25 protein-coding genes and 1 pseudogene are annotated in these 26,719 nt (G+C 66.0%); 14 read left to right on the plus strand and 12 right to left on the minus strand.

Annotated features, from left to right (window positions below; all coding sequences use genetic code 11):
- The first annotated feature begins 69 nt into the window (after positions 1 to 69).
- Positions 70 to 906, plus strand: coding sequence for an alpha/beta fold hydrolase (locus tag GK109_RS13090; RefSeq protein ID WP_157241012.1), 837 nt, complete (start codon positions 70 to 72; stop codon positions 904 to 906).
- A 151-nt stretch (positions 907 to 1,057) separates the two neighbouring features.
- On the opposite strand, the gene GK109_RS13095 is transcribed toward GK109_RS13090, so the two are convergent.
- Positions 1,058 to 1,801, minus strand: coding sequence for a GAF and ANTAR domain-containing protein (locus GK109_RS13095; protein ID WP_323058052.1), 744 nt, complete (start codon positions 1,799 to 1,801; stop codon positions 1,058 to 1,060).
- 299 nt (positions 1,802 to 2,100) lie between these two features.
- Between GK109_RS13095 and GK109_RS13100 the strand changes: the two genes are divergently transcribed.
- The 3 genes and pseudogenes from GK109_RS13100 (at position 2,101) to GK109_RS13110 (ending at position 5,606) form a co-directional block, all read left to right on the plus strand.
- Positions 2,101 to 2,694 carry an adenylate kinase gene (locus GK109_RS13100; RefSeq protein WP_157241013.1) on the plus strand — a complete coding sequence of 198 codons (594 nt, stop codon included), beginning with the start codon at positions 2,101 to 2,103 and terminating at the stop codon, positions 2,692 to 2,694.
- Between the two features lie 57 nt (positions 2,695 to 2,751).
- Positions 2,752 to 3,626 (plus strand): annotated as a pseudogene (locus GK109_RS13105) (NAD-dependent epimerase/dehydratase family protein).
- Positions 3,627 to 3,809: 183 nt separating this feature from the next.
- A complete protein-coding gene (locus tag GK109_RS13110) occupies positions 3,810 to 5,606 on the plus strand; it encodes a S8 family serine peptidase (protein ID WP_370460580.1) in 1,797 nt (598 codons plus the stop codon).
- Here GK109_RS13110 and GK109_RS13115 read toward each other — a convergent pair.
- A complete protein-coding gene (locus GK109_RS13115) occupies positions 5,603 to 6,715 on the minus strand; it encodes a DNA alkylation repair protein (protein ID WP_157241015.1) in 1,113 nt (370 codons plus the stop codon). The two genes, GK109_RS13110 and GK109_RS13115, sit on opposite strands and share 4 nt — an antisense overlap.
- Positions 6,716 to 6,852: 137 nt before the next feature.
- Here GK109_RS13115 and GK109_RS13120 point away from each other — a divergent pair, with 137 nt between their 5' ends.
- A complete protein-coding gene (locus tag GK109_RS13120; RefSeq protein ID WP_157241019.1) occupies positions 6,853 to 7,656 on the plus strand; it encodes a phosphatase PAP2 family protein in 804 nt (267 codons plus the stop codon).
- Between the two features lie 11 nt (positions 7,657 to 7,667).
- Here GK109_RS13120 and GK109_RS13125 read toward each other — a convergent pair whose 3' ends face one another.
- Positions 7,668 to 7,991 carry a MerR family transcriptional regulator gene (locus tag GK109_RS13125; protein ID WP_157241021.1) on the minus strand — a complete coding sequence of 108 codons (324 nt, stop codon included), beginning with the start codon at positions 7,989 to 7,991 and terminating at the stop codon, positions 7,668 to 7,670.
- A 137-nt stretch (positions 7,992 to 8,128) separates the two neighbouring features.
- On the opposite strand from GK109_RS13125, the gene GK109_RS13130 reads away from it, so the two are divergent.
- The 4 genes from GK109_RS13130 to GK109_RS13145 all read left to right on the plus strand — a co-directional run bounded on the left by GK109_RS13130 (position 8,129) and on the right by GK109_RS13145 (position 11,028).
- On the plus strand, positions 8,129 to 8,554 hold the full coding sequence (locus GK109_RS13130) for an Hsp20/alpha crystallin family protein (protein ID WP_157242931.1): 426 nt from the start codon (positions 8,129 to 8,131) through the stop codon (positions 8,552 to 8,554).
- 59 nt (positions 8,555 to 8,613) lie between these two features.
- Positions 8,614 to 8,937 carry a J domain-containing protein gene (locus GK109_RS13135; protein WP_157241024.1) on the plus strand — a complete coding sequence of 108 codons (324 nt, stop codon included), beginning with the start codon at positions 8,614 to 8,616 and terminating at the stop codon, positions 8,935 to 8,937.
- Positions 8,938 to 8,986: 49 nt separating this feature from the next.
- A complete protein-coding gene (locus GK109_RS13140; RefSeq protein ID WP_157242932.1) occupies positions 8,987 to 9,364 on the plus strand; it encodes a hypothetical protein in 378 nt (125 codons plus the stop codon).
- A gap of 83 nt (positions 9,365 to 9,447) precedes the next feature.
- A complete protein-coding gene (locus GK109_RS13145) occupies positions 9,448 to 11,028 on the plus strand; it encodes a glycoside hydrolase family 1 protein (RefSeq protein WP_157241026.1) in 1,581 nt (526 codons plus the stop codon).
- 7 nt (positions 11,029 to 11,035) lie between these two features.
- Here GK109_RS13145 and GK109_RS13150 read toward each other — a convergent pair whose 3' ends face one another.
- Together GK109_RS13150 and GK109_RS13155 are read right to left on the minus strand one after the other, a co-directional pair.
- Positions 11,036 to 12,142 (minus strand): App1 family protein, encoded by a 1,107-nt coding sequence (locus tag GK109_RS13150; RefSeq protein WP_157241028.1) that lies wholly within the window; start codon positions 12,140 to 12,142, stop codon positions 11,036 to 11,038.
- 66 nt (positions 12,143 to 12,208) lie between these two features.
- Complete coding sequence (locus tag GK109_RS13155) at positions 12,209 to 12,940, minus strand: DUF72 domain-containing protein (protein ID WP_157241030.1); 732 nt, start codon at positions 12,938 to 12,940, stop codon at positions 12,209 to 12,211.
- Between the two features lie 84 nt (positions 12,941 to 13,024).
- Here GK109_RS13155 and GK109_RS13160 point away from each other — a divergent pair, with 84 nt between their 5' ends.
- From GK109_RS13160 to GK109_RS13170, 3 genes are all read left to right on the plus strand, one after another.
- Positions 13,025 to 14,833, plus strand: coding sequence for a glycoside hydrolase family 15 protein (locus GK109_RS13160; protein WP_157241032.1), 1,809 nt, complete (start codon positions 13,025 to 13,027; stop codon positions 14,831 to 14,833).
- Between the two features lie 114 nt (positions 14,834 to 14,947).
- Positions 14,948 to 15,238, plus strand: coding sequence for a hypothetical protein (locus tag GK109_RS13165; protein WP_157241034.1), 291 nt, complete (start codon positions 14,948 to 14,950; stop codon positions 15,236 to 15,238).
- On the plus strand, positions 15,238 to 15,945 hold the full coding sequence (locus tag GK109_RS13170) for an HAD family hydrolase (protein ID WP_157241036.1): 708 nt from the start codon (positions 15,238 to 15,240) through the stop codon (positions 15,943 to 15,945). Before GK109_RS13165 ends, GK109_RS13170 begins: the two co-directional genes overlap by 1 nt.
- 33 nt (positions 15,946 to 15,978) lie before the next feature.
- Here GK109_RS13170 and GK109_RS13175 read toward each other — a convergent pair whose 3' ends face one another.
- Complete coding sequence (locus GK109_RS13175) at positions 15,979 to 16,227, minus strand: hypothetical protein (protein WP_157241038.1); 249 nt, start codon at positions 16,225 to 16,227, stop codon at positions 15,979 to 15,981.
- 170 nt (positions 16,228 to 16,397) lie between these two features.
- Between GK109_RS13175 and GK109_RS13180 the strand changes: the two genes are divergently transcribed.
- Positions 16,398 to 17,579: a zinc-dependent alcohol dehydrogenase gene (locus GK109_RS13180; RefSeq protein WP_323058056.1), complete on the plus strand. Its 1,182-nt coding sequence runs from the start codon at positions 16,398 to 16,400 to the stop codon at positions 17,577 to 17,579.
- Between the two features lie 29 nt (positions 17,580 to 17,608).
- Here GK109_RS13180 and GK109_RS13185 read toward each other — a convergent pair whose 3' ends face one another.
- From GK109_RS13185 to GK109_RS13205, 5 genes are all read right to left on the minus strand, one after another.
- Positions 17,609 to 18,760, minus strand: coding sequence for a serine hydrolase (locus tag GK109_RS13185; RefSeq protein WP_157241042.1), 1,152 nt, complete (start codon positions 18,758 to 18,760; stop codon positions 17,609 to 17,611).
- An 86-nt stretch (positions 18,761 to 18,846) separates the two neighbouring features.
- Positions 18,847 to 19,659, minus strand: coding sequence for a bifunctional allantoicase/(S)-ureidoglycine aminohydrolase (locus GK109_RS13190; RefSeq protein ID WP_157241044.1), 813 nt, complete (start codon positions 19,657 to 19,659; stop codon positions 18,847 to 18,849).
- A 17-nt stretch (positions 19,660 to 19,676) separates the two neighbouring features.
- Positions 19,677 to 20,954, minus strand: coding sequence for an aldolase (locus GK109_RS13195; protein WP_157241046.1), 1,278 nt, complete (start codon positions 20,952 to 20,954; stop codon positions 19,677 to 19,679).
- Positions 20,955 to 20,957: 3 nt separating this feature from the next.
- Positions 20,958 to 22,556: a malate synthase A gene (gene aceB / locus GK109_RS13200; protein ID WP_157241048.1), complete on the minus strand. Its 1,599-nt coding sequence runs from the start codon at positions 22,554 to 22,556 to the stop codon at positions 20,958 to 20,960.
- A gap of 37 nt (positions 22,557 to 22,593) precedes the next feature.
- A complete protein-coding gene (locus GK109_RS13205; RefSeq protein ID WP_157241050.1) occupies positions 22,594 to 24,039 on the minus strand; it encodes an NAD-dependent malic enzyme in 1,446 nt (481 codons plus the stop codon).
- 221 nt (positions 24,040 to 24,260) lie between these two features.
- Here GK109_RS13205 and GK109_RS13210 point away from each other — a divergent pair, with 221 nt between their 5' ends.
- The gene (locus GK109_RS13210; RefSeq protein ID WP_157241052.1) at positions 24,261 to 25,016 is read left to right on the plus strand and encodes an IclR family transcriptional regulator; all 756 of its coding nucleotides are present in this window, start codon (positions 24,261 to 24,263) and stop codon (positions 25,014 to 25,016) included.
- Between the two features lie 103 nt (positions 25,017 to 25,119).
- Here the strand turns inward: GK109_RS13210 and GK109_RS13215 are convergent, their stop codons facing one another.
- The gene (locus GK109_RS13215; protein WP_231754858.1) at positions 25,120 to 26,631 is read right to left on the minus strand and encodes a nucleobase:cation symporter-2 family protein; all 1,512 of its coding nucleotides are present in this window, start codon (positions 26,629 to 26,631) and stop codon (positions 25,120 to 25,122) included.
- Positions 26,632 to 26,719 lie beyond the last annotated feature (88 nt).

Genomic DNA, 26,719 nt, shown 5'->3' on the forward strand with positions numbered 1-26,719 from the left:
GGTATTGCGCGGGCATTGCACTGCGGCCCGCTCCGCATCGATCCCACAGTCTCGAAAGGACCCGCCGCGATGGCTTTCATCACCGTTGGAACCGAAAACAGCACTGACATCGAGCTTTACTACGAAGACCACGGCTCCGGCCAGCCCGTCGTGCTGATCCACGGCTACCCCCTGGACGGCTCCTCCTGGGAGAAGCAGGCCGCTGCCCTGCTGGGCGCCGGGTACCGTGTCATCACCTATGACCGCCGCGGCTTTGGGAAATCGAGCAAGACCACCGAGGGCTACGACTACGACACGTTCGCGGCGGACCTCAACACCGTACTGACAACCCTGGACCTGAATGACGCCGTCCTGGTGGGCTTCTCCATGGGCACCGGCGAGGTGGCCCGATACCTGGGCACCTACGGCTCCGCCCGGGTGGCACGGGCAGCCTTCCTTGGTTCCCTTCAGCCCTTCCTGCTCAAGACCGGGGACAACCCCGACGGCGTTCCACAGGAGGTCTTCGACGGGCTGAAGGAATCCGTCACGGCTGACCGGTACGCCTTCTTCACCGGCTTCTTCAAGAACTTCTACAACAGTGACACGTTCCTCGGTACGCCCCGACTAAGCCAGGAAGCCGTCAATGCCAGCTGGAACCTTGCGGCCAGCGCCGGAGCAACGGCATCTGTCGCTGCCCAGCCCACCTGGCTCACCGATTTCCGCGCGGATATCCCGAAGATCGACGTTCCGGCACTCATCCTCCACGGCACGGCGGACAACATCCTGCCCATCGACTCCACCGGCCGGCTGTTCGCCAAGGCCCTGCCCAGCGCTGAATACGTGGAGGTTGAAGGTGCCCCGCACGGCCTTCTGTGGACACACGCCGCCGAAGTCAACGAAGCGCTGCTGCGTTTCCTCGCCAAGTAAGGCGCACACGGGAAACTTCCGGCGACGGCGGGAGTCCGCCGTCGCCGGAAGTGCGAGACCGTTGGGTGAAAAGCCGCGTTAAGTGAGAGAGCGTCGGGCCGGGGAGCGTCGCCGAGCCAGGCGCTGACTGTTGCCGTGCCGCCTGTGAAAGCTATCCGTCGTAATGGGTCCGTGCAGGCCCCTGCCCCAGCGAATTGACCACAACGGCGGCCACGTCATGCAGCTTTGAATTGCGGGTGCTCGACGCCGTCTTCAGGATCTCGAAGGCGTCGTGCTGGCTGCACCGGTTCTGGGCCATGATGATGCCCACGGCCATGTCGATGACGGTGCGTGATTCCAGGGTGGCGCGGAGGTTCGCCGCGGTCTCGCTGTAATGGGCAAAGCGGACCGCAAGCCGCAGGGCAAGGGACGTCTGGCCCACGAAGTCCTCGGCGAACTCAAGGATGCGTGACTCAAAGCGGCGCGGCCGGGGCGAGTACAGCAGCAGCGCCGCCTTTGTTTCGCCCTCCAGCCGGAAGGGCAGGGCAAGGACGGAACGGACGCCCTGGGCCAGGACGGCAGAAGAGTATTCAGGCCAGCGGCCGTCATGCTGCGCGTCCGGAACGCTGATGGTCTCCCGGGTGGTGGAAGCTGCCAGGCTGGGCGTCTCGCTGAACTCGTACTCAAGCTGCGCGATGGCCTTCGCCTCCGGGCTGCTGCTGGCCACCGTTGCGGCCTTGCGCTGCCGCAGCAGGGTGATGGCGCACATGATTTCGTCGCCGGGCTCGGAAAGGTTGCGTGCCGACACCTGTGCCAGTTCATTAAGGAAGTCCTCAACGTCAGGGCTGCTGAGGACCAGTTCATGCAGGTGCTCGGTTATGGATGTATCGGGTTTTGCTGTTGACTCGCTGGCCACGGTTTTTTGGTGCCATTCGCTCAGGACAACCCGGCGCCTTCGAGCATCCCGCCGCAATGCCGGCAGGTTATGAAGGTCGCTGGATCGAAGAACTCTCCAACGGCCTGCTGCTAAACCGATATCCAGAAGTATATACATCCTCCGGCTGGGGGCGGCGTCACTTTGACACGCGTGAAGGCGGGGTTCTCTGGCGCCTGCCGGGAAGTTACCGCAGAATGAAGCAGGCGCCGGTGCCCCGGCGGCAGGGCCCCGAAGCGGCGGCCGGCACGCCCCTACGGGGCAGGAAGTGGGACAGGAACATGACCAGGCTGCTCATCATCGGCCCGCCGGGTTCCGGCAAAGGCACACAGGCGGAACAGTTGGCACGGCACTTCGGCGTCCCGGCAGTCTCCACCGGAGAAATCTTCCGAAGCAACGTCAGCCAGGAGACGGAGCTGGGAAACCAGGCTGCCAGCTACCTCGACGGCGGCGATTTTGTCCCGGACCACCTCACCAACGCGCTGGTCAAGGACCGCCTCCTGGAGAGCGACCTGCAGGCGGGGTTCCTGCTGGACGGCTATCCGCGTACAGCCCCCCAGGTGACGGAGCTGGACAACATGCTCGCCTCGCAGGGGTACGCCCTGGACGCGGTCATCGAATTGTCCGCCCCGGACGCCGTGCTGGAAGAACGGATGCGGCGGCGCGCGGCGGACCAGGGGCGCACGGACGACACCGTGGAGGTGTTCCGGCGCCGCCTGGACCTCTATCACCGCGAGACGCATGAAGTAGTCTCGGTCTACGCCGGTCGCGGAATCCTCGTGTCCGTGAACGGCAGCGGGGATCCCGGTGAGATTACCGGACTGGCGATCGCCGCCGTCGAGAAGTTCCTTGGAACGCCGCGCCGCGGCAACTGACCCCCGACCGACCTGGCGGCTAACCTGGCGCAAAGCCACAAACATGAAGGAAACCTGATGAGAATTGCGGTAACCGGCGGTAGCGGAAAACTCGGGCGGCACGTGGTCCGCAGGCTCACGGAGGACGGCCACCAGGTCCTCAACCTGGACCGTGAGGGCAGCCGCAGCCCCGGCCTGGTGGTGGTGGACCTGAGGAACTACGGCCAGGTCCTGGATGTCCTGCTGGGGCTGGATGACAGGCACGAAGGTTTCGACGCCGTGGTGCACCTTGGCGCCATCCCTGCCCCGGGCATCATTCCTGACGCCGCCACGTTCGAGAACAACATGCTTTCCACCTACAACGTGTTCCAGGCGGCACGCAGGGCCGGCATCAAGAAGGTGGTGTACGCCTCCAGCGAGACCGTGCTGGGACTGCCGTTCGACGTCGACCCGCCGTACATTCCGGTGGATGAGGAATACCCCGCCCGGCCTGAAAGCACCTACTCCCTGGTGAAGCACCTGGAGGAGCAGATGGCGGTGGAGCTGACCCGCTGGGATCCGGAGCTGAGCATTGTGGGGCTGCGGTTTTCCAACGTCATGGACGTGGCGGACTACGAGAGGTTTCCTTCCTTCGACTCGGACGCGACACTCCGGAAATGGAACCTCTGGGGATACATCGACGGCCGGGACGGTGCCCAGGCGGTGGCCCGGGCACTGGAGAACGGGAAGCCGGGATTCGAGGCCTTCATCATCGCCAACGCGGACACTGTCATGAGCCGCTCAAGTGCAAGCCTTGCCGCGGAAGTTTTCCCGGGGTCAGGGTGGTCAAGGACCTGGGCGAACACGAGACCATGCTGTCCATCGACAAGGCGCGGCGGCTGCTGGGATTCGAGCCGGAACACACGTGGCGGACGCACGTTTCCCCCAGTGTCGGCGGTGCCAAAACCGGCTGAACCGGCCCGGGCTCAGGAATCGCCAAGGGTTGCCGAAGGATCCCGCAAGGACCACGTCGCGGTGCGTTGCGGGCTCCTATTCTTTTGGTAGGGCGGGGACACAAACCCCTGTCCACGCAGCCCGAAAACGCCGAACGAGGACCCAAAATTCGCACTTCATTCTTTGCGCTGCCCGCCGCCGCAGTGCTGGTCTCAGCAGTCCTGTCCGCCGCCGCCGTTCCCGCCGCTGCCGTTGCGCCGGCTGATCCCGGAGCTACCGGGCGCTACATCGTCCAGTACGCGCCCGGTACCGACGTAGCCGCCGAGGCGGCCGGGCTGCGGGCCCAGGGCCTCGCCGTCGGCCGGACCTTCACCCACGCCATCCGCGGCGCCCTGGTCACCGCCAGCCCTGCCCAGGCGGCGGCGCTCGCGAAGTCCGGCCGGGTGGTGTCCGTTGAAGCCGACGCCCTGGTGGGCATCTCCGATACCCAGCAGCCCGCGCCGTGGGGCCTTGACCGGGTGGACCAGAGGCCGCTGCCGCTTTCCGGCTCCTACTCCTGGGCGTCCTCGGGAACAGGCGTGACCGCATACGTGGTGGACACCGGCGTCCTGGCCTCGCACACCGAGTTCGCCGGGCGGATCACCTCCGGCTGGACCGCCGTGGCTGACGGAAGGGGCTCCAGCGACTGCAACGGCCACGGCACGCATGTTGCCGGAACCGTTGCCGGGACCACCTACGGGGTGGCCAAGAGCGCCACGATCGTTCCCGTCCGGGTGCTGGACTGCAACGGATCCGGCTACAACTCGGATGTAGTGGCAGGCCTGGACTGGGTGGCAGCGAACCACGCAGCAGGGGCTCCGGCGGTGGTGAACCTCAGCCTGGGCGGCGCCGCCAGTTCAACCGTGGACACTGCCATCCAGTCCGTGGTGAACGACGGCGTTACCGCTGTGGTGGCCGCCGGCAACTCCGCCGTGGACGCGTGCGGCAGTTCGCCGGCACGGGTCCCGGCGGCGGTGACAGTGGCTGCCAGCGACTCCGCCGACAGGCAGGCATCCTTCTCGAACTTCGGTTCCTGCGTGGACCTCTACGCACCGGGCGTGGGCATCAGCTCGGCGTACCACACGTCTTCCACCGCCACCGCGTCAATGTCCGGCACCTCAATGGCCGCACCGCACGTGGCCGGGGCAGCAGCCGTCCTGCTCTCCCAGAACCCGGCACTCACCCCTGCCCAGGTCTCCGGCGCGCTCACCTCCAACGCGACGGCAGGGGTGGTGGCGGGGGCCACCAGCGGCACGCCCAACCGCCTGCTGTACTCTGCTGCGGCCGCTCCTGCTCCCGCACCTGCTCCGGCCCCTGCCCCCGCTCCCACGGTGACAGCCGTGACGCCTGCCGCGAATGCCACTGCCGTCGCGGCAGGAACCAACGTCACTGCCACCTTCAGCACCGCCGTCCAGGGCGTCACCGGCGGGACCTTCGTGCTCAGGAACTCCGCCGGCGCCACCATCCCTGCCGCCGTCTCCTACAACGCGACCACCCGTACGGCAACCCTGGACCCTGCGGCCGGACTTGCCGCCGACACCACCTTCACGGCCACGCTGGTGGGCGGTACGTCCGCCATCCGGGACAGCGCCGGCACCCCGCTTGCCTCCGTCAGCTGGAGCTTCCTCACCGGCCCCGCGCCCGCCATCACCGGGTACACGCCCGGCAGCAACGCCTTGCTGGTGCGCCGTGGCAACAACGTCAGCGTCACTTTCAGCGAAGCGGTCCAGGGCGTCAACGGAACCACGTTTACCGTGAAGAATGCCGCCACCGGCGCCCAGGTTCCGGCCAACGTGTTCCGGAACGGCACCACCAACCAGTGGATCCTGGATCCCTCGCAGCCGCTGGCCGCCAAAACCAAGTACACCGTGACGGTCACCGGCGGCGGAACTGCGGTCCGGGACCTTGCTGGCAACCAGCTCACCGGCCGGACCTGGCAGTTCACCACCGGTTCCTACTAAGCGGTTTCGAGCACGAACTCCGCGTGCCCGTGCACGGCGCCGTTGACTTGGAGTTCCAGGGCGTGCATGCCGGGATGGTGCACCCTGGTGGTCATCTGCCGGAAGGCGTGGCGTTTGGACAGGCTCCTGCACTCGCCTGGTGCAAGGGTGAGGGTTGAGGCCTTGAAAACCTTGGCCGACTGGCTGCCGTTCGCCTTGCGGTAGTGGATGAGGTAGTCCACCGCCAGGGCCACATCTTCTGTACCCAGGTTGGTGATGTCGAATGAAAACGTCAGTTCGCCGGGCACCCTCAGGATCTTCCGGTCAAGGCGGGGCCCGGCCACCGCTACCTGCGCCGGCGTGAAGCCCAGGAGCGCCAGGGCGCCAGGATGCCCCTTCTTGACGAGCGTGCGGAGGCCGTGGCTGACCACCCGTCCCGTGTTGGCATCAGCCGCGGAGAGCCACTCCCGGGCGGTGGCCACCACGGCCGAAGGCGCGTGCCGGGCAAGATCGTTCAGGTGGTTGGCAACGGACCGCCGCACGTATTCGGACGGGTCGCGGTACAGGGAACTGAGGATGGGAAGGGTGGCTTCCGGCCGCTGGACGAGGGCGGGGATCCGAACTGCCCACGGCAAATAAGGGCGGGTTCCCTCGCTGGCCAGGCGGCGGACATGCTCATCCGGATGGGAGGTCCACGCCTGGATGATGGCCAGCGCCCGGTCCGGGTCCTGGCGGAGGAGGCGGCGAATGGCGAACTCACCGGTAAGCCTGGGCGTCAGTTCCGCCAGCAGGGCCATGGCGTCGTCGAAGTCCCTGCCGGAGCCGGAAGCGACGGCAAGTGCGGCGGCAGCTTCCGAAACCGGCCACAAGATCCAGCCCGTGAACTCCTCGAACCCAAGTGCGGCGCGGAAGCTGCCCGCCGCCGTCGGATATCCCGCCCCCGGGACTTTTCCAATGTCAGCCTGCAATGCCTGGGCCACCAGGTCAGTCCTGGCGCGCAGGTTGAGGTCGCTCAGCAGGTGGGCGGCGGCTGCCGTGCTGTCCCACTGCACATTCGGAGCGGATTCCGCCAGGATGGCGGCAACGGAATCCACGGCAGGCGCGTCAATCAGTTCGTTCATGGCACCCATGCAGACAGGCTACCCCGGGTCTGGCGGTGGGTGGCCGGCAGGGCGTCACTGCATGGAAAATGCGGGCAAACGGCGCCAACGCGGCCCGTGCGGGATAATCTTCACCCTAGGTTAAACTTCACGGCGCAGGGACGGGTATGACAGTGGGACAACAGGGATCAGCAGGCTCGGGAACCAAGCATCCTACCGGCAAGTGGCGTGCCTTCCACGACAAGTTCGTGGTTGAGGAACGCTACCTGGATCCGGCCGACCGGCGCGGGCTGTACCGGGCAGCCATTATTTTGGCGGCGGCGGGAATCCTTCTGTTCATTGCCACCCTGGTCAGCGTGCTGCAGGCCGACGGCCTGTCCGCAGCCGACGTGCCCGTCCGCGATTGGCTGCTCGGGCTGAGGTCACAGACGCTGACAGTCATCATGATTTTCCTGGCTGTGGTCTTCGGCCCGATTGCCCTGCCCATCATCGTCCTGGTGGTGATCCTGGCGTGGGGTTTCGCGGCGAAGCATGCCTGGCGCCCCATCCTGCTGGCGTCCGCGATGATCACCGGGGTGATCGTTTCCCAGATCATCCTCCAGATCGTGCGGCGCTCGCGGCCGCCCGTGGAGCAGATGCTGTTCGGGATCGACCACACCTTCTCGTTCCCCTCAGGGCATGTCCTGGGAGCCTGCGACTTCCTCCTGGTGGGGGCCTTCCTGATCTTCTCCCGGCGCCGCAATCCCCGCGCCGCCGTCCTGGGTTTCGTGGGGGCGGGGATTGGTATCTTCCTTGCGGCGGTAAGCCGGCTGTACCTGGGGTACCACTGGCTCAGCGACGCCCTCGCGTCGTTGTCCCTTTCACTGATCATCCTCGGCGGGGTCATAGCCCTGGACACCTGGCGCACGGCCCGGATCCCGGGGGAGCGGATCACCGGGGAACTGTCCAAGGCCGACTCGCCCAAGGACTGAGCCGGAACCACCTAGCCCGGCGGCCGCGACCGGGCACGCTTCAGCGCCCGGTGCAGCTTGACGTTGGCGGCCTCAAGTTCCAGTACTTTGGCCACGCCTGCGAGGTTATGGCCCTGTTCAAGCAGTTCGCCGATCCGCAGCAGGACGGCGATGTCGTCGTCACTGTACTGCCGTGTTCCGCCGGACGTCCGCGACGGGGTCAGCAGGCCCTTGGTCTCGTAGAGCCGGATGTTCTGCTGGCCGGTTCCCGCCAGCTTGGCCGCAACGGAGATGGCGTACAGTGCGCGGTTGCTGCCATTGGGGCCGGGCGGCCGCCCGGTTTCCTGCGGTGCCATAAGTTCTCCAAAATCCGTCCGGTAGCCTTGCCTCAGTTTCCCACGAGTGCTATAAAAAATCTATATCCATCACCATAGATTACGGAGGATGGATATGACACGGATAAACACCTACAGAGCTGAAGGAGTGGGAAATGATGTTGATGCGCACGGACCCGTTCCGTGAGTTGGACCGGCTCACGCAGCAGGTCTTTGGGACCGCCGCCCGCCCGGCTGCCATGCCGATGGACGCCTGGCAGGAGGACGGCGAGTTTGTGGTGGCGTTCGACCTTCCCGGCGTGAAGATTGATTCACTGGACCTGAACGTTGAACGCAACGTCCTCACGGTCCGGGCGGAGCGCAAGGACCCCACGCAGCCCAATGTGGAATTGGTGGCTTCCGAGCGCCCCCGCGGTGTCTTCAGCCGGCAGTTGATCCTCGGCGACACCCTGGACACTGACAACATCAAGGCCAGCTACGACCAGGGCGTCCTGACCCTGCGGATCCCGGTGGCAGAGCAAGCGAAGCCGCGCAAGATCGAGATCCAGACACAGCATAGCGAGAAGCACGAGATCGGAACCTAGCCACGGGCGGCGGGCACGGGCAACCCTTGGCGTTGCCCGTGCCCGGAACAGGGCAGCACATGACGAACACCCCCGACTACTACGCAATCCTGCGGGTCCAGCCACACGCCACCCAACAGGAGATTTCCCGCGCCTACCGGGCACTCATGCGCAGCCACCATCCGGACGTCGACGGCGGGGCCACCCCGCAGGGGGAGCTCCTGGAGATCATGCAGGCGTTCAATGTACTGCGCGATCCGCAACGGCGTGCCGCCTATGACCAGCAACGGGCAGCAGCCGCTGCCCAGGCCATCCCCGTCCGCAAGGTGCGCAGCCAGGCCGGTTCTTCCGGACCCGCCATCAGGGTCACCCCGGTGCGGTGGGAGAGCGGGCCCTGGGCCTGACGCAGGGCTGATGGAGTACAACGACAACCGCGAGGAGGCGGAGAACCGAATGAGCGAATGGCGCCGCTACGACTCACCCCTGATCCCGGCGTTCCACGAGCGCTTCGAACAGCGATGGGGCCCCGGCACTGCCCCCTTCCTGGACCCCGAGGCGCATGAGCAGCCGCTGCCCCGTGCCCAGTGGATCAATCCGGCCACCGGCGCTGCCCTGGCCGTTGTGCCGGTCTGGACCGCCGATGAAAAGCAGCAGCGGTCCTTCGGGGTCTTCTACCTTCCGCCCGCGGGGGACATCTGGGTATTGCGCCCCGGCTACACCGGTTACCTGGAACCTGCCGACGGTGAATCGGAGCATCTGGTGACCCTTCGGAATGACGCGTTCCGCAAGGCCGTGGCGCATGCCAAGGAGTTTCTGTTCGGTTCCCAGTAGCGGCCGCAGGTTCCGCTCGTCAGTTGCCCCCAGCTGTGCCATCCTGAGACGTACTCACACGCTCCGTCACAAAAGGCCCGCCGATGCACATCACCGCCAAAGACCTCGCCGCACTCATCCCGCCCGGGTTTACGCTTGGCGTTGCCACCGCAGCCTTCCAGATCGAGGGCGCGCTGGACGAGGATGGCCGCGGGCCGGCAGGCTGGGATGTCTTTGCGGCCAAGGAAGGCGCCATCGTCGAAAACCACAGCCCGGTGACGGCCTGCGACCATTACCACCGCATGCCCCAGGACGTTGCCCTGATGAAACAGCTGGGCGTGGACTCCTACCGGTTCTCCTTCGCCTGGCCGCGGATCCAGCCCACCGGGCGCGGGCCGGCCAACCAGGCGGGCCTGGACTTCTACGACCGACTCCTGGACGAGCTGCTGGCCAACGGCATTTCCCCCATGGCCACCATCTACCACTGGGACACGCCGCTGGCCCTGGACGAAGCCGGCGGCTGGCTGAACCGCGACACCGCCTACCGGCTGGGGGAGTACGCAGGCATCCTGGCAGAGGCATTCGGTGACAGGGTGGCCAGATGGGTGACCATCAACGAACCCGCGACTGTCAGCACCAACGGCTACTCCCTCGGCCTGCATTCGCCCGGCAAGGAACTGCTCCTGGCCGCCTTTCCCACCGTCCACCACCAGTTGCTGGGGCACGGACTGGCGGTGCAGGCACTGCGCGCTGCCAAGGTGCCTGGCGAAATCGGCATGACAAACGTCTACTCGCCCATGGTTCCGAATTCCATCAACCCGCTGGACTACGTCAGCGCCGGGCTGATGGACCTGGCCCAGAACCGGCTCTACGCCGATCCCGTGCTGACCGGAAAATATCCGGACCTTATCCGGGCCGCCAAGTTCTTCAGCTCGTTCGAGCACCCGGAGGAGGACATGGAGCTCATCTCCCAGCCCCTGGACTTCTATGGGCTCAACTACTACATGCCCACCAAGGTGGCTGTTGGCCCGGGTGGCGGTGCAGTGCCGGCGAGCATGGCCGAGGCCATGGGCAGCGACCTCAGTGCTGCCGGCAACGGCGGAACACCCTTCCATGTGGAGACCTGGCCGGAAGCGGACATCACCTCCTACGGCTGGCCCGTGAAGCCGGAATACATGGCAGTGGCCCTGAAGGAGATGGGCGAGCGGTACCCCAACCTCCCGCCGGTCATCCTCACCGAGGGCGGTGCCAGCTTCGAGGACATCATCGTGCGGGACAAGTCCACCAACACCAGGTTCATCCCGGATGAGCGCAGGCTGAAGTACCTCTCCGACCACCTTGAGGCCGCCCTCAGGGCAACAGCCCCGGGCGGAGTGGCGGAAAAGGTGGACCTGCGCGGCTATTACGTCTGGTCGCTCATGGACAACTTCGAATGGTCCGCCGGCTACAACCAGCCCTTCGGGCTCCTGCACGTGGACTTCGAAACCCTGGAGCGGACGCCCAAAGCCTCCTACTTCTGGCTCCAGGAACTCGTCGAGGAGCGCGACCTCGCCGCGGCGGCGGGTACCGCAATCGCGGAGGCCATGGCTTCCGACGCTTTTGACGTTGAGGTCATAGGCACCGACGTTGTTGGTGCTGATGCGCCGGACGACGACGACGTCACGGCTTTGGGTGCCAGCGCCTAGGACAGGTTCAGAGCAGGTCCAGGGCGGCGAGCTGCTTGGCTATCCCCGCCCCGTCGGGTGAGTAGATCCACGGAACCCGGGATGCCGTGTGGTCCCCGTCCTCCGAATGGCCGCCTGCGAACACCGATTCGCTGATGGACAGCTGGCGGATGGCGATTGCGGCTACCTTGTCCGGGTTCTCCTGCGCGAATTCGGAATAGATGGCTTCGTCATGCTGGCCGTTATCGCCGATCAGGAGCCAGCGCATGTCAGGGAATTCCTTGGCGAGCCGTTCCAGGTTGCGGTGCTTGTGGTCCTGGCCGCTGCGGAACCACCGGTCCTGGGTCAGGCCCCAGTCGGTCAGGAGCAGGGCACCGGACGGGTACATGTTCCGGGTCAGGAAGCGGGCCAGGGTGGGGGCGGCGTTCCACGGCCCCGTGGACAGGTAGATCACCGGCGCGTCCGGGTGTTCGACGGTCAGCCGGTCCAGCAGGACCGCCATGCCGGGCGTGGCCATGCGGGCCCGCTCGCTCAGGACGAACGTGTTCCACAGCGCCAGGAAAGGCCGGGGCAGGGCCGTCACCATCACGGTGTCATCAATGTCGGAAACGATGCCGAACTTTACGTCCGGGGCAATGACCCGGATCTTCGCCTCAACAGGTTCGGTGCCTTCGCCCCGCAGGACGGCAGTGTGCCAGCCGGGCGTGAGCTGAACATCCACTTCGGTGTCAATCAGCCCGCCCCGGTCAGCCCGGACGTGGGTGACAACATCGCCGATGGTGATTTCGACGTCGGTGAACTGCAACGGCACGCTGGTGAAGGCGCGCCAGCCGCGGACGTTCTGGTTGCCGTTCCGGGCTGCATGTTCTGCCTTGCTGCCCGGCGACGGCTTCTGGGTCAGGAGGACCCGTCCCAGCACGCGCACCATGCTGGTTGAGCCATAGCCCTGGTAGGCGATCGTCTGGGGAACGAACTTCCAGCGTTTGGCCAACTGGATGCGAACGGTGTTAACGGCATCCGAAATCCGGTGCGCAAACCTGAACACCTGGTTTCCGTAGAGCTGGGTGTGGTCCGTCCCGCCGTGGTCTGTGGGTGTTGCTGCATGCTCTGGCGGGGTCTGGGGAGCCGTGTCCATGGAACCACTCTGCCACAGGCTGCACCGCGCGGGGCCACTTCCGGCGCTTGCCCTCACTCCGTGACGTCACCCTTCCCCCAGGATCCAGCGCAGGGTCTCGGCGTTGCGCACGGCGTTGCCGCCGCCGTCGTTATTGAAATAGGCATACACGTCCAGGCCGTTGCCGGACCACTCGCGGATGCGGTCCGCCCACCAGTGCAGGTCGGTGTCCGAGTAGGAGCCCGCGTAGAGGTGCTCGTGGTCCGGGCCGTGCAGCCGGACATACGTGAACGGGGCGGTGGTCCGCAGGATGCAGGGAAGGTTGGCCCCGCTCATGATGCAGTAGGCTGCCTGGTGCCTTTCCAGCAGGGCGTACACCTCCGGGCTGTCCCAGCTCGCATGCCGGAACTCGACGGACACCCGGATCCACTCCGGAACCATGGCCAGGAAGTACTCCAGCCGGGCGTCATCGCGTTCCATGCCGGGTGGCAACTGGACCAGGAGGACTGCCCGTTTGTCACCGAGTTCGTGCCAGCACCGCTCGATCCGCTCCAGCCACACCTCCGGCTGGTACAGCTTCCGGGCGTGGGTCAGGCCGCGGGGAGCCTTGACGGACATGGTGAAGCCGTGCGGCAGCCGCCGGTTCCAGCCCGCGAAGGTGGTGTCCCGGGGCCAGCGGTAGAAGCTGGCATTGAGCTCAACGGTGCTGAAGCGGGAGACATAGTGGGCAAGCCTGTCCCTCACCGGCAATTTGGGCGGGTAGAGGACGTTTTCCCAGTGGTCGTAGCTCCAGCCGGAGGTTCCGATGTGGATTGCCATTGTTCCTCCCAACCGGCCGGCATTCCTTCAGGCTACACCGGCGGATGCCCTTCCTTTTCGGGACGGCTGTGGCAGGGTAAGGACATGGCGCGAATTGAAGATTACGCGGTGGTCGGCGACCTTCAAACCGGGGCCCTGATCAGCAAGGACGGCTCCATCGACTGGCTGTGCCTTCCCCGGTTCGATTCCCCGGCCTGCTTCAACTCGCTGCTTGATACGCCGGAGGCCGGCCGTTGGCTGCTGGCGCCCAAGAGCGGCGGGCCGTGCACCCGGAGGGCCTACCGCGACGGCACGCTGGTGCTGGAGACGGAGTGGGAAACCCCCGACGGCACCGTGCGGGTCATCGACTTCATGCCGCCCCGCGACTCCGTGGCGGACATCGTTCGCATCGTCGAGGGGGTGAGCGGCAGCGTGCCGATGCACGGTGAGCTTGTCCTCCGCTTTGATTACGGCCACATCATCCCGTGGGTCCGCCGGGACAAGCTGGGGCTCCACGCCATCGCAGGCCCGGATGCTGTCTATTTCGTCACGCCCGCGCCGCTTCAGAGCGAGAACATGCACACCGTCAGCGACTTCACGGTCAACGCCGGGGACCGCGTCCCGTTCGTGCTCACCTGGGCGCCAAGCCATGTGGCCCGGCCGCACACGGTGGACGCGGAGGAAGTCCTGGGCAGCACGTCCGCCTTCTGGCGCGGCTGGGCTTCCCAGTGCACCGTCAAGGGGAAGTACCAGGACGCGGTTGTGCGCTCGCTTGTGACGCTGAAGGCGCTGACCTACGCCCCCACCGGCGGCATCGTGGCGGCCGTGACCACGTCCCTGCCGGAGCAACTGGGCGGCCCCCGCAACTGGGACTACCGCTACTGTTGGCTGCGGGACGCCACCATGACGCTCCAGGCCCTCCTGGCGGCCGGTTACACAGCGGAGGCGGCCGCCTGGCGGGACTGGCTGCTCCGGGCGGTGGCCGGCGACCCCGCGGACCTGCAGATCATGTACGGCATCCACGGCGAGCGCCGCCTGCCGGAGATGGAGCTGCCCTGGCTGAAGGGCTATGAGAATTCGTCTCCGGTGCGCATTGGCAACGGAGCGGCGGAGCAGCTGCAGCTGGACGTCTGGGGCGAAGTGCTGGACTGCCTCGCGCTGACCCGGAATTCGCTGCTGACGCATCCGGACGAGGCCTGGGACGTCCAGCTGGCCCTCATGGAACACCTGGAGACGATCTGGGACCAGCCGGACAACGGCCTCTGGGAAATGCGGGGCCCGCGCCGCCACTTCACCCACTCTAAGGTGATGGCCTGGGTGGCGGCGGACCGGATGGTGAAAGGCGTCCGGGAGTCCGGGCTGCCGGGTCCGGCCGAGCGGTGGGAAAGGCTGCGGGAGACCATCCGCCAGGACGTCATGGCCAATGGCTTCGACGCTGCCCGCAATACTTTCGTGCAGTCCTACGGCCGGTCCGAGCTGGACGCCAGCCTCCTCCTGATTCCGCGCGTAGGGTTCCTGCCGCCCGATGATCCCCGGGTGATTGGAACCATCGAGGCGATCCAGCGTGACCTTACGCAGGACGGGTTCGTCCTGCGGTACCGCCCTGAAGAGAGCGACGACGGCCTGCCGGGGGACGAGGGCGTCTTCCTTGCGTGCTCCTTCTGGCTGGTGGAGGCACTGCTGGGCGCGGGACGGCACGAGGAATCGCGGGAGCTTTTCGAGCGGCTGCTGGACCTGCGGAACGACGTCGGCCTGCTGAGCGAGGAATGGGCCGTGAAAGCCGGCCGGCAGTTGGGCAATACGCCGCAGGCCTTCAGTCACTTCGCGCTTGTGACTAGCGCTTTGGAGCTCCATCAGGATACGGTTCGGCGGAGTGACACCCCCATTCCGCCGGAGGCGGCGGAACCGTGCTGAGGCGGCGCGGCCCGGGGTCTCTTCTCCTTCGCGCAATAGATAAGTATACTTACTAACACCTCATGGAGTGCTCCAACAAAGCACAACGCGGTGACTGACGGAGGAGTGATTTGCATGGCCGGGTATTTTGAGCTCGTGGATGCGCCTGACGGCGGCTACAGGATCCGGATGCTGGACGGAGCAGGGAGCCTGATGGCCATCTCGGTCACCTTTCCCACCAAAAGGGCCGCGGTTGCCGGCGTGGCACTGGCGCGGGAGATTGCCGGTACCGGCCTGATCCGGGATAAGAGCCACGACGGCGCCGGGACGGTTCTCCGGGAACGCGTTCGCCCCGTGAACTCCGCCAAGGAGGAAGCAGCCCGCCGAAAGAAGGCCCCTGCGGCCAAACGGGCAGCGGTAGGCTGATGGCACCCCAAGGCGCCACACCCCCTGGCGTGCGACGCCGGGGGGTTCTTTTTGACGTTGACGGGACCCTGATCGACTCGTCCTACATCCACACCATTGCCTGGTGGGGAGCCTTCCGAGAGCACGGCTATGACATCCCCATGGCCTCCATCCACCACTATGTGGGCATGGGTGGCGACCGGTTGGTGGACAGCCTCCTGCCCGAGGGGCGGGACCGGTCCGCGGACCCGGAGGTGATGGCCAGCCATGGTGCGCTCTATGCGTCCCACTGGCCCGCGCTCCGCGCCTTCAAGGGGGCAAAGGACCTGCTGGGCCAATGCCATGCCGGCGGCCTGGCCGTTGCGCTGGCCTCATCCGCCCGCAAGAAGGACCTTGCGGTCATGGGGTCCGTCCTCGACGCCGATGCCTTCATTGACAGCGCCACCAGCGCCAACGACGCCAAGGAGAGCAAGCCCGCCCCGGACATCCTGGTGGCGGCACTCGACGCGATCGGCGTGGAGGCCGCGGACGCCGTCTTCATTGGAGACGCCGTTTGGGACATGCTGGCCGCGGGGGCATTGGGGATTCCCGCCATCGGTGTTACCTGCGGCGGAGTCAGCGCCGCCGAACTCCGGGAGGCCGGGGCGGTGGAAGTCTATGAAGGGCCGCAGGACCTGCTGCAAAACCTGACGTCAAGTGCCATCGGCCGGCTGCTCGCGCGGCCTTGAAGCCGCATTGCGCAGGCTTGGTAACACGCCGGGTCAGGGCGCCTGCCCGCCCGCCACGGCATCCTCATCGCCTGCATTCGCGGCCTTGTTCCATACCACCGCAACCCTGACCGATCCGTCGTCGTTCCGCTCAACGTCCGTGAGCACTTCCGCCATGTTGGCTCCCATCTCCATGATGCGGGTCCGGTAGCTGTTGACGAGCGCCTCCAGGCTTTCCTCGCTCCACTCGCCGGGCCGCATGCGCGTGGAGATCTCAACGGGTTCCGGCTGGTAGAGCGACATGGCGTTCCTCTTTCATACGTAGCTGCGGAGCTGGCCCTTCCCACGCTAGGAGCCCGGGGCCGGGACGGCAAGTATTTAGTCAGCCTACTTACCTTTTCTGTTGGAAGCCGATAGCGTCGAATGACGGGCTGCGGTCCGGACTGAAGGCAGAACCTCCAGAAAGGCGAATCGTGAAAGCACTGACCTGGCAAGGAAAGCGCTCGGTAAGCGTGGAAGAAGTACCCGATCCCGTGATCCAGGAGCCCACCGATGCCATTGTCCGCATCACCTCTACGGCAATCTGCGGCTCGGACCTGCACCTGTACGAGGTCCTGGGACCCTACATGCACAAGGGCGACGTGATCGGCCACGAACCGATGGGCATCGTGGAGGAGGTGGGCAGCGCCGTCACCAACCTGCGCAAGGGCGACCGCGTGGTGATACCTTTCAACATCTCCTGTGGCCACTGCTTCATGTGCGGGCTGGGCCTGCAGTCCCAGTGCGAAACCACGCAGGTCAGGAGCAAGGGCTCAGGCGCAGCCCTCTTCGGCTACTCAGAGCTTTATGGGTCGGTTCCCGGCGGCCAGGCCGAGTACCTGCGCGTGCCGCACGCCGATTACGGCCCGGTGAAAGTGGGAACTGAGCTTCCGGACGAGCGGTACCTGTTCCTCTCGGACATCCTTCCCACCGCCTGGCAGGCAGTGGAGTACGCGGATACCCCAGCCGGCGGCACCCTCGCCGTATTTGGTCTGGGCCCGGTAGGCCAGTTCGCCGGCAGGATCGGCGTGCAGCGGGGCCTCCGCGTAATTGGCGTGGACCCCGTTCCGGAGCGCCGCGCGATGGCGGAGCGGCACGGCGTGGAAACCCTCGACTACGGCAAGGACGTGGCGGACCAGCTGCGGGAGATGACAGCCGGAAGGGGCCCTGACGCGGTGGTTGACGCCGTCGGAATGGAAGCCCACGGTTCCCCTGTCGCGGGCTTCGCCCACCAGGCCCTCGGGCTCCTGGCTGACAAGCTGGCGCAGAAGGCGATGGAGACCGCCGGGGTGGACCGCCTCGCCGCACTCCACACCTCCATTGACGCCGTGCGGCGCGGCGGCACGCTGTCCCTGAGCGGCGTCTACGGCGGCCAGGCCAGCCCCATGCCGGTGCTGGCCATGTTCGACAAGCAGATCCAGGTGCGGATGGGGCAATGCAATGTCCGGCGCTGGACCGAGGACATCCTGCCGCTGGTGGAGGACGACGCCGATCCGCTGGGTGTGATGGACCTGGTCACCCACCGTTCGGGGCTGGAGGGGGCGCCGGCCCTGTATGAGAAGTTCCAGAAGAAAGAGGACGGCTGCATCAAGGTGGTCCTCAACCCCGGCGCCTGAACCCGGAGTGAAACCCCGTCACGAAGCCCTCAGCACAGCGTGTTGAGGGCTTCCTGGGCCACGTCCTGCATCTCAAGGATCAGGGGGTTGAGTTCGAGGGTGGGCGGTGCGGGAGGGTAGGCGACCGCCAGCGCCAGCTGGCTCCGGCCGTCCTCGCTGGTCATGGCAACCGTGCCGTAGCCGTCGGTATCACCGGGAAGGCCATAGTAGAACCGGTTGTTGCAGGTGTTGTTCCAGCGGCGCAGGGCAAAACCGTAGTACTGCGAGTAGCCGCCCTTCATGGCCGTCACGCTGTCCGGAGGAAGCAGCCTGCCCTCCAGCAGCGCGGCGTAGAAACTGTTCACTTCCTCCACGGTGGACACGGCCCCGGTTGAAGGGGACTCCGCCTGCCAGGCCGGCATGCTGACGTCCGTGCGCCTGCCTTCAAGGGCGACGTAGCCGTGGATCATTCCCAGGGGCGGGGAGCCGCCAAGCCGGGTTTTCGCCAGGCCCAGGGGCCTGGCCGTGTCATCGGCGAGGACCTGCTCGATAGTTTCGCCGCGGAGCCGCTCGACAATCAGTGCCAGGGCTGCATAGTTCGAGCGGGAATAGTCAAAGATCCGTGCCAGCCGGCCGTCCCACGGCAAGGTGGCGGCCAGGGCCAGTTGCTGTTCAAGGCTGAGCGGCCGGTTCATGGTGTCCGCCCAATTGCCGGACGCCAGCAGGGGGACCGAGAAGTCGGGAAGTCCTGATTCGTGCGTCAAAAGCTGGCGGACAGTCACAGGGCCGGGTGGACGGAGGACGCTGCCGAACTCGGGTAGGTAGCGGTTTACTTCGGCGTCCAGGTCAAGCTTCCCTTCCGCCGCCAGCTTCATCACCGAAACCGCGATGAAGGATTCAGTGATGCCGCCTACGCGGACAGGATCGGAAACCGTGGCCGGCTCGCCCGTTTCCAGGCTCCGCACGCCGGCGGCATGCGTCCAGGTGGTGCCCCGGGTCCGGACGGAGACCAGGACTGCGGGAGCGCCTTCCGCGAGCATCCGGGCACTGAAGTCCTCCAGGAGGGCGAAGGCGGCAGGCTTGTCCGGCTCGGGCTCCGGAGGTTGCGGCTCCCCGGTACAGCCGGGCAGGGACGCTGCCAGCAGGGCTGCGCACAGGACAGCCGCGACCCGCTTCGACCCGCGGCCCCGGCTTGTGCCCATGCCACCAATTTTCCTCCAACTAAGTAGCGCCAAGTGTCGTTTTGGAGCCTCAAAACGACACTTGGCGCTACCTAGTTGGGAGGGGATCAGGTGAGGCGCACCTGGCGGTTCATGTCCTTGTAGAGCAGGTAGCGGAACTCGCCCGGGCCGCCGGCGTAGCAGGCCTGGGGGCAGAACGCGCGCAGCCACATGAAGTCCCCGGCCTCCACCTCCACCCAGTCATTGTTCAACAGGTACATGGCCTTGCCCTCCAGGACGTACAGGCCGTGCTCCATGACGTGGGTTTCGGGGAACGGGATGACGCCGCCGGGCTGGAACGTCACGATGTTCACCTGCATGTCATGGGCGAGGTCGTTGGAGTCCGTGAAACGGGTGGTCTTCCAGACGTCGTTGGTGTCCGGCATGGACGTGGGCTCCACGTCCTTTTCGTTGGTGACGAAGGACTTGGCTTCGTAGCCCTCAAGGCGTTCGTAGGCCTTGCGGATCCAGTGGAAGGACACGACGTCGTCCGAAACGTTCTCCAGGCCCCACTCAGCACCGGCGGCCAGGTAGGCGTAGCCGCCTTCCTCCATTTGGTGCAGTTCGCCGTTGAGCCTGAGGTTGAGCCTGCCGCGCGTCACGAAAATGACGCCTTCGACGCCGGCCTCGAACTCTGCCTTGGGAGCACCGCCGCCCGGGGCGATTTCCACGATCAGCTGCGAGAAAGTGGTGGCGAAGCCGGAAATGGGCCGCGCGATGATCCAGGAGCGGGTGTTGGAAAAGCCCGGGAGGTTGGACGTGACGATGTCCGTCATCACGCCCTTGGGGATCACCGTGTAGGCCTCGGTGACGATGGCCCGTTCGGTGGTCAGGTGGGTCTGCGGCGGCAGTCCGCCGGCGGGGGAGTAGTACTTGCCCATGAAGAGAAGGTCCTTACCTAGGAGTTGGAAGTGGTGGCGAGACGCGGGTGGGCCAGGGCAGTGAGCTGCGGAAGTCCGACGCCGGCAAGCGCCTGGACTTCATCTGCACCGACTGCGCCGCACTGGACGCCGCGCAGGACGAAGGCGGCCAGTGCCCGGGCGGTGGCGGGTTCATCCATGACGCCGCCTGCGGTCTGCTCAACGTAGTTCCGCAGCCGGGCTGCGGCTGCGGGCAGTCCCTGCCGGTAGAAGGCATAGGTGGCGGCGAAGCGGCTGGGGAGCTGTACCGGGTGCAGGTCCCAGCCCTGGTAGTAGCCGCGTTCAAGTGAACGCCTGACCAGCCTGCCGTGCAGCTGCCAGGCGTTTTCCACGTTGTCGCCCACCGGGATGATGTTCGTGGATCCGTCGGAGAGCCGGATGCCGGTGCCGGCCACCGCCAGCTGCATGACCTCCTTGGCGAAATCCGCCACGGGGTGCTCCATGGACTGGTATTCGGCGGAGATCTGCAGTGACGCCGAGTAGTCGTACGTGCCGTAGTGCAGGCCGCTGATCCGGCCCGGGACAGCATGCGGGAGCTGCGCTACCGGCGACGTTCCGTCCGGCCCCAGGATGAGCTGCGGTGTTTCCACCTGCACCTCGAAACGGAGCCGTCCGGCCGGGAGGGAGTGCACGTCCTCCAGCCGGGAGACGGCGTAGTCCATAGCCTTGACCTGGGCCACGGTGGTCACCTTGGGCAGGGTCAGGACCAGCCCTTCGGGGAGTTCCCCGGCGGAGGCCAGGGCGGAGACAAACAGGTCCAGGGTCCGCAGCCCGCGGGAGCGGGTGGCCGCCTCGAAGCACTTGAACCGGATGCCGATGAACGGCGGAGCAGACCCGGCCGCGACTGCGGCGGCCACGGCGGAAGCCGCGGCAACAGCGGCGGTGTCCTCGGCGTCGTCGCCCCTGTCCCCGAAGCCGTCCTCAAAATCGAGGCGCAGGTCCTCGATGGGCTCGCTGGAGAGCTTGGCTTGCACGCGCGGGGCAACGGCCTCCGCAAGTGCGGTGTCCTGGCCCAGGAGCGACCCCAGCCTTTCGAAGCCGCCGTGGGCCTTGGCCGCAGCCAGTGCTTCGGCGCCCCACTCGGCAGCGAACGACGGCGTGAACCGGTCCGCAGGGACGTACACCGTGTGGACGGGCTGGCGTGAGCCGTCGTCGCCCGGGTAGTTCTGCTCCAGCAGCCGGTCCGTGGCGGCCAGTTGCCGGTCAATGTCGGCCAGGTCTCCGGCGGACAGCGACGGCACGGGTGATGCTGCCATGCCTCAGCCCACCAGTTCGTAGGCCGGGATGGTGAGGAAGTCCGTGTAGTCCTCGGAGAGGCAGATTTCCCCGATCAGTTCGCTGGCCGGCTTGTAGTAGCGGCGGAAGGCTTCGTCGCCGAATTCGATACGCAGCCGCTCGGTTTCCTCGCCCAGGATCCGCTCCACGAGTTCGCGGGTGACGGTGTTGCCGGTGTCCGCGAGGACCGACTTGTTGCGGATCTGCTGCCACACCTGGGAACGGGAGATTTCCGCGGTGGCGGCGTCCTCCATCAGGTTATGGATGGCCACGGCGCCGTTCCCGGACAGCCATACCGCCGTGTAGGCGATGGCCACGTACAGGTTCAGGCGGAGCCCGGCTTCGGTGACCTGCCCGTCGGCGGAGGAAACGTCCAGCAGCTGCCCGGCCGTGACGTTGACCTCCGGGCGCTGCTTGTCCAGCTGGTTGGGCCTGTCACCGAGCACGGAGTCGAAGACTTCCCGGCAGGTGGGAACAAGGTCCGGGTGCGCCACCCAGGAGCCGTCGAAGCCGTCGTTCGCCTCGCGGGTCTTGTCCGCCCGGACCTTTGCAAACGCAGCCTCCGTGACCTCGGGGTGGCGGCGGTTGGGGATGACTGCCGCCATGCCGCCCATGGCGAAGGCGCCGCGCTTGTGGCAGGTCTTGACCAGCAGTTCGGTGTAGGCGCGCATGAACGGCGCGGTCATGGCAACGCTGGCGCGGTCCGGGAGTACAAACTCCTCGCCGGCGTCCCTGAAGTACTTGATGATGCTGAACAGGTAGTCCCAGCGGCCGGCGTTCAGGCCGGACGCGTGGTCCCTCAGTTCATACAGGATCTCGTCCATCTCGAAGGCGGCCGGGATGGTCTCGATCAGCACGGTGGCCCGGACGGTGCCCTGGGGCAGCCCCAGGTAGTCCTGGGCGAAGACAAAAACGTCGTTCCACAGCCGGGCCTCGAGGTGGCTTTCCATCTTGGGCAGGTAGTAGTACGGTCCCTGACCGTTGAGCACCAGCTGCTTGGCGATGTGGAAGAAGTGCAGGCCGAAGTCCACCAGGGCGCCCACGGCGGGTTCGCCGTCGAGCAGCAGGTGCTTTTCCTGCATGTGCCAGCCGCGGGGGCGGGCCACCACGACGGCGAGGGGCGCGTCCGTACGGAGCCTGTACTCCTTGCCTTCCTCCGAGGTGTAGCTGAGGGTGCCCTGGGCGGCGTCGCGGAGGTTCAGGATGGCATCGATGACGTTGCCCCACGTGGGGGTGCTGGCATCTTCGAGGTCCGCAAGCCATACCTTCGCGCCCGAGTTAAGGGCATTAATGGCCATCTTTGCCGGCGAGGCGGGCCCGGTCATCTCAACCCGGCGGTCCTGCAAAGCTGCCGGTGCCGGCGCAACCTTCCAGTCGCCGTCGCGCACGTCCTTGGTTTCCGGCAGGAAGTCCAGTTTGCCGGTTTCGGCCACGCGCTGCCGCTTGGCGGCACGGGCTTGCAGGAGTTCGTTGCGGGTGCCGGCGAAACGGTTGTGGAGCTCCTCCACGAAGGCCAGTGCCTTGGGGGTGAGGATTTCCTCCGCGCGGTTGATGGGCCGGGGGTCCGTGACAGTGATGGCCATTTCTGGTCCTTTCCTTGTGCTGAAGTCGGGCGGTGAATCAGGCGCCGGCCAGGGCGGCAACGGGAGCCGCGGTTTCCGGAACAGCTGCGTTTGCCACGTTGGCGGCGTGGGCTGCGGCGGCAACGGCTGTTGCGACATCAGCGGCGACATGGGGATCGAAGACGCTGGGGATAATGTAGCTGGCATTCAGCTCGTCGTCAGCAACCCGGTTGGCGATGGCCTCCGCGGCCGCCACCAGCATCTCCGGGGTGATGTCCGAGGCTCCGGCATCGAGCAGGCCCCGGAAGAAGCCCGGGAAGGCCAGGACGTTGTTGATCTGGTTGGGGAAGTCGCTGCGGCCGGTGGCTACGACGGCGGCGTGCTTCGAAGCAACGACAGGGTCGATTTCCGGCGTCGGGTTGGCCATGGCAAACACGATGGCCTTCTCCGCCATGGCGGCCACCTGTTCCTCGCCGATCACGTGCGGGGCGCTGACGCCGATGAACACGTCCGCGCCCACGAGGGCTTCGTGCAGGGTTCCGGCGAAGCCTTCTTCGTTGGTGTTCGAGGCGATCCAGCTGCGGTGCTCGTCCCCGTACGTTTCACCCGAGTGGATGGCACCGGAGCGGCCGGCGGCGACGATGTGCTGCGCGCCCTGTGCCTTGAGGAGCTGGATGATTGCCGAGCCCGCGGCGCCCACACCCGAGACCACGATCTTCACCTCGTCCAGCTTCTTGCCCACCACGCGCAGTGCGTTGACCAGGGCGGCGAGGGTGACGATGGCGGTGCCGTGCTGGTCGTCGTGGAACACCGGGATGTCCAGTTCCTCGCGGAGCCGGTTCTCGATTTCGAAGCAGCGCGGGGCGGCGATGTCCTCCAGGTTGATGCCGCCGTAGACCGGGGCCATTGCCTTGGCGATCATGATGATTTCCTCGGTGTCCTGGGTGTCCAGGCAGACGGGCCAGGCGTCCACGTTGGCGAACTGCTTGAAAAGCGCGGCCTTGCCTTCCATCACCGGAAGGGCGGCGGCCGGGCCGATGTTGCCGAGGCCCAGGACGGCCGAACCGTCGGTAAGGACGGCGATGGTGTTCCGCTTGACAGTGAGGTTACGGGCCGCTGCGGGGTCCTCGGCGATGGCGAGGCAGACGCGGGCGACGCCGGGAGTGTAGGCGCGGGAGAGGTCGTCGCGGTTGCGGAGGGCTACCTTGGGGACGACTTCGAGCTTGCCGCCCAGGTGCATGAGGAAGGTGCGGTCCGAGACGTGCTGGACCCTGACGCCGTCGAGCGCGTTGAGGGCATCCTTGACGCGGGCTGCGTGTTCGTCGTCGGTGGTGTTGCAGGTGACGTCCACGACCAGGGTTTCATGGTGGGATTCGCTGACGTCCAGGGCGGTGATGGCGGCGCCTGCCGCGCCGACGGCTGCTGCGAGCTCGCTGGTGGCGCTGAAGCTGGACGGCGCTTCCACGCGCAGGGTGATCGAATTTCCGGGGCTGGGGTTCGCCATTGAATGTCCTCCTGTTGGGCCCGGGAACGGGCATCTACTCAATCAAATGTTTTCGTATTATGGATATTATTATCTGCAAGATGGAAATACAAGCTCCGCATATATGACCGGCCAAGGCTCATCGCGGAGTGAACCGGCGTGCTGTATGTTGGGTGTTCCAAGCAACTCTTTTCACGATGCGGATAAGAGTTGTCGGATTCCGAACCGTAGGAGACAACGGAATGGCAGAAAAAGCGTCGGGCGGCGTGCAGTCAGTGGAGCGTGTCTTCGAACTGCTCGAGCTCATCACGGACGCCGGCGGCGACGTCACGCTCAGCGAACTGTCTGCGTCAACGGACCTTCCCCTGCCCACCATCCACCGCCTGCTGCGGACGCTGGTGGCCCTTGGCTACATCCGGCAGCTGCCGAACCGGCGCTACGCGCTGGGGCCCCGGCTGATCCGCCTGGGCGAGGGGGCCAACAAGCAGTTGGGCGCAGTGGCGCGTCCGCAGCTTAAAACGCTGGTGGACCGGCTGGGGGAGACCTCCAATATGGCGGTACTGGACTCGGACATGGTGATCTACGTGGCACAGGTTCCCTCGCTGCATTCGATGCGTATGTTCACGGAAGTGGGCCGGCGCGCCCATACCCACGCCACCGGCGTCGGGAAGGCGATCCTTGCCCAGCTGGATGACGAGGTGGTCCGCGGCATCGTGACCCGCGCCGGCATGCCCACCCCAACCCCCAAGAGCATCGGTGACGTGGACGAACTCCTGGCCGACCTCAAGCTCATCCGGGAGCGTGGCTACTCCATTGACGAGGAGGAGCAGGAACTGGGTGTACGGTGCTTCGCCATGGCAGTACCGAATGCGCCCACTCCAGCGGCAATCTCTGTTTCCGGCCCGGTATCCCGCGTGGACGAGCACTTCGCCGACAAGGCCGTACCCGTCCTCCGGGAGGCGGCCGAGGCCATCTCCCGTGAGCTGAACCGCACCTGAGGCACCAAAGCGGCAAGCCGCCGTCGTGCTTAACCGCCGGAATGGCAGTTCGCAGCAATGTTCCTGGGGAACACTGCCGTGAACTGCCATTTCGCGTTTGCCCCTAGTGCTCCGACGCTTTCTCGGACGACTCGACCTTCACTTCCTTGCCTTCACAGTCGATGAGCTTGCCGCCCTCGAAACGGTCGCCTTCCGCCAGGCACTTGAGGTCTTCCTCCCGCACCACGCGGCCCGTCCCCGCCACGAATACCGACTGGTTCTCCGAGTTGCCGGCTTTGAGGTGGTTGAAGAGGAGGTTCAGCAGGATCGCCATGACCGCTGCCGAGCTGATGCCGGAGTGGAAGATTGTCCCGAACCAGGAAGGGAACTTGTCATAGAATGTCGGCGCGGCGATCGGAATCATGCCGAACCCGATGGACGCGGCCACGATGATCAGGTTCATGTTGTTCTTGTATTCGACCTTCGCAAGGGTCCTGATGCCGCTGGCGGCGACCGTGCCGAAGAGTACGATTCCCGCGCCGCCCAGGACGGCGGTGGGGACGGCGGCCACGACGCGGCCCATGACCGGGAGCAGGCCGAGCAGGACCAGGATCACGCCTCCCGCTGCCACGACATAGCGGCTCTTGATCTTTGTGACTGCCACGAGGCCCACGTTTTGGGCGAAGGCGCTCTGCGTAAAGGAACCAAACACCGGTGCGATGAGGCTGGAGCCCATGTCGGCGCGCAGTCCTGCGGCGATGCGCTTGGAGTCGGTCCGGGTTCCCACGATTTCGCCGACGGCAAGGATGTCAGCCATGGTTTCGGTCAGGATCACCAGTACAACAATGAGCATGGAGATGATCGCCGCAATCTCGAACGTGGGGGCGCCGAGGTGGAAGGGAGTCGGAAAGGCGACAATCGGCCCCTGGCCCACCTTGGAGAAGTCCGCCATCCCGGTGGCCGCGGCGATGGCCGTGCCCACGACCATCGCCAGAAGGATCGACAGGCGTGAAATAGTGGCGCTGCCGACCTTGCTCAGGAGCAGCACCAGGGCCAAAGTGGCGGCGGCGAGGCCGATGTTCGCCATGCTGCCGTAGTTTTCGGCCTTTCGGTTGCCGCCCATGGCCCAGTTTGCAGCGACGGGCATCAGGGTCAGGCCGATGGTGGTGATGACGGTGCCGGTCACCACCGGGGGGAAGAACCTGACGATCTTGGAAAAGATCGGGGCGATCAAGAGGCCGATGGCCGCCGAGACCATGACCGCGCCGAAGACGGCGGGCAGCCCGCCTCCACCGCTGACGATCGCGACCATGGTGGCCACGCTCGCAAAGGAAACGCCCTGCACCAGGGGAAGCTGGGATCCGAAGAAAGGGATGCCGATGGTCTGCAGGAGGGTGGCCAGGCCGCCCATGAATAGGGCCGCTGCGATCAGGATGCCGATATCGGCAGGAGATAGGCCTGCGGCCTGGCCCACAATCAGGGGAACGGCAATGATGCCGCCATACATGGTCAGGACATGCTGGAAACCGTAGGCGAAGCTGCTCCCGATTGAGAGCCGTTCATCCTCGGGCCTGGTGGAGGTGGCGCGTTTCAGGCGCTGTTTGGCGTCGGCTTTGAGGGGGTTCTTGATGTTCATGGCAGACTTTCTGGTTCATGGCAGACGTCTTCGTCTGGCTAACGTTGTCTGGCTAACGGTGTGGCTGAAAGGCTAGGGGCGTGGGCCC

This window comes from Pseudarthrobacter sp. GA104, assembly GCF_009741265.1.
Lineage (GTDB): Bacteria > Actinomycetota > Actinomycetes > Actinomycetales > Micrococcaceae > Arthrobacter.

Excerpts from the sequence above, each read along its gene's own strand:
- GK109_RS13185 (WP_157241042.1), bottom strand. The coding sequence starts at position 18,760 with ATGGGCACAAGCCGGGGCCGCGGGTCGAAGCGGGTCGCGGCTGTCCTG.
- GK109_RS13195 (WP_157241046.1), bottom strand. The coding sequence starts at position 20,954 with ATGGCAGCATCACCCGTGCCGTCGCTGTCCGCCGGAGACCTGGCCGAC.
- GK109_RS13140 (WP_157242932.1), top strand. The coding sequence starts at position 8,987 with ATGAGCGAATGGCGCCGCTACGACTCACCCCTGATCCCGGCGTTCCAC.
- GK109_RS13145 (WP_157241026.1), top strand. The coding sequence starts at position 9,448 with ATGCACATCACCGCCAAAGACCTCGCCGCACTCATCCCGCCCGGGTTT.
- GK109_RS13120 (WP_157241019.1), top strand. The coding sequence starts at position 6,853 with ATGACAGTGGGACAACAGGGATCAGCAGGCTCGGGAACCAAGCATCCT.
- GK109_RS13175 (WP_157241038.1), bottom strand. The coding sequence starts at position 16,227 with ATGTCGCTCTACCAGCCGGAACCCGTTGAGATCTCCACGCGCATGCGG.
- GK109_RS13125 (WP_157241021.1), bottom strand. The coding sequence starts at position 7,991 with ATGGCACCGCAGGAAACCGGGCGGCCGCCCGGCCCCAATGGCAGCAAC.
- GK109_RS13210 (WP_157241052.1), top strand. The coding sequence starts at position 24,261 with ATGGCAGAAAAAGCGTCGGGCGGCGTGCAGTCAGTGGAGCGTGTCTTC.
- GK109_RS13135 (WP_157241024.1), top strand. The coding sequence starts at position 8,614 with ATGACGAACACCCCCGACTACTACGCAATCCTGCGGGTCCAGCCACAC.
- GK109_RS13170 (WP_157241036.1), top strand. The coding sequence starts at position 15,238 with ATGGCACCCCAAGGCGCCACACCCCCTGGCGTGCGACGCCGGGGGGTT.
- aceB (WP_157241048.1), bottom strand. The coding sequence starts at position 22,556 with ATGGCCATCACTGTCACGGACCCCCGGCCCATCAACCGCGCGGAGGAA.
- GK109_RS13130 (WP_157242931.1), top strand. The coding sequence starts at position 8,129 with ATGTTGATGCGCACGGACCCGTTCCGTGAGTTGGACCGGCTCACGCAG.
- GK109_RS13100 (WP_157241013.1), top strand. The coding sequence starts at position 2,101 with ATGACCAGGCTGCTCATCATCGGCCCGCCGGGTTCCGGCAAAGGCACA.
- GK109_RS13115 (WP_157241015.1), bottom strand. The coding sequence starts at position 6,715 with ATGGGTGCCATGAACGAACTGATTGACGCGCCTGCCGTGGATTCCGTT.
- GK109_RS13155 (WP_157241030.1), bottom strand. The coding sequence starts at position 12,940 with ATGGCAATCCACATCGGAACCTCCGGCTGGAGCTACGACCACTGGGAA.
- GK109_RS13090 (WP_157241012.1), top strand. The coding sequence starts at position 70 with ATGGCTTTCATCACCGTTGGAACCGAAAACAGCACTGACATCGAGCTT.
- GK109_RS13205 (WP_157241050.1), bottom strand. The coding sequence starts at position 24,039 with ATGGCGAACCCCAGCCCCGGAAATTCGATCACCCTGCGCGTGGAAGCG.
- GK109_RS13150 (WP_157241028.1), bottom strand. The coding sequence starts at position 12,142 with ATGGACACGGCTCCCCAGACCCCGCCAGAGCATGCAGCAACACCCACA.
- GK109_RS13165 (WP_157241034.1), top strand. The coding sequence starts at position 14,948 with ATGGCCGGGTATTTTGAGCTCGTGGATGCGCCTGACGGCGGCTACAGG.
- GK109_RS13190 (WP_157241044.1), bottom strand. The coding sequence starts at position 19,659 with ATGGGCAAGTACTACTCCCCCGCCGGCGGACTGCCGCCGCAGACCCAC.
- GK109_RS13160 (WP_157241032.1), top strand. The coding sequence starts at position 13,025 with ATGGCGCGAATTGAAGATTACGCGGTGGTCGGCGACCTTCAAACCGGG.
- GK109_RS13215 (WP_231754858.1), bottom strand. The coding sequence starts at position 26,631 with ATGAACATCAAGAACCCCCTCAAAGCCGACGCCAAACAGCGCCTGAAA.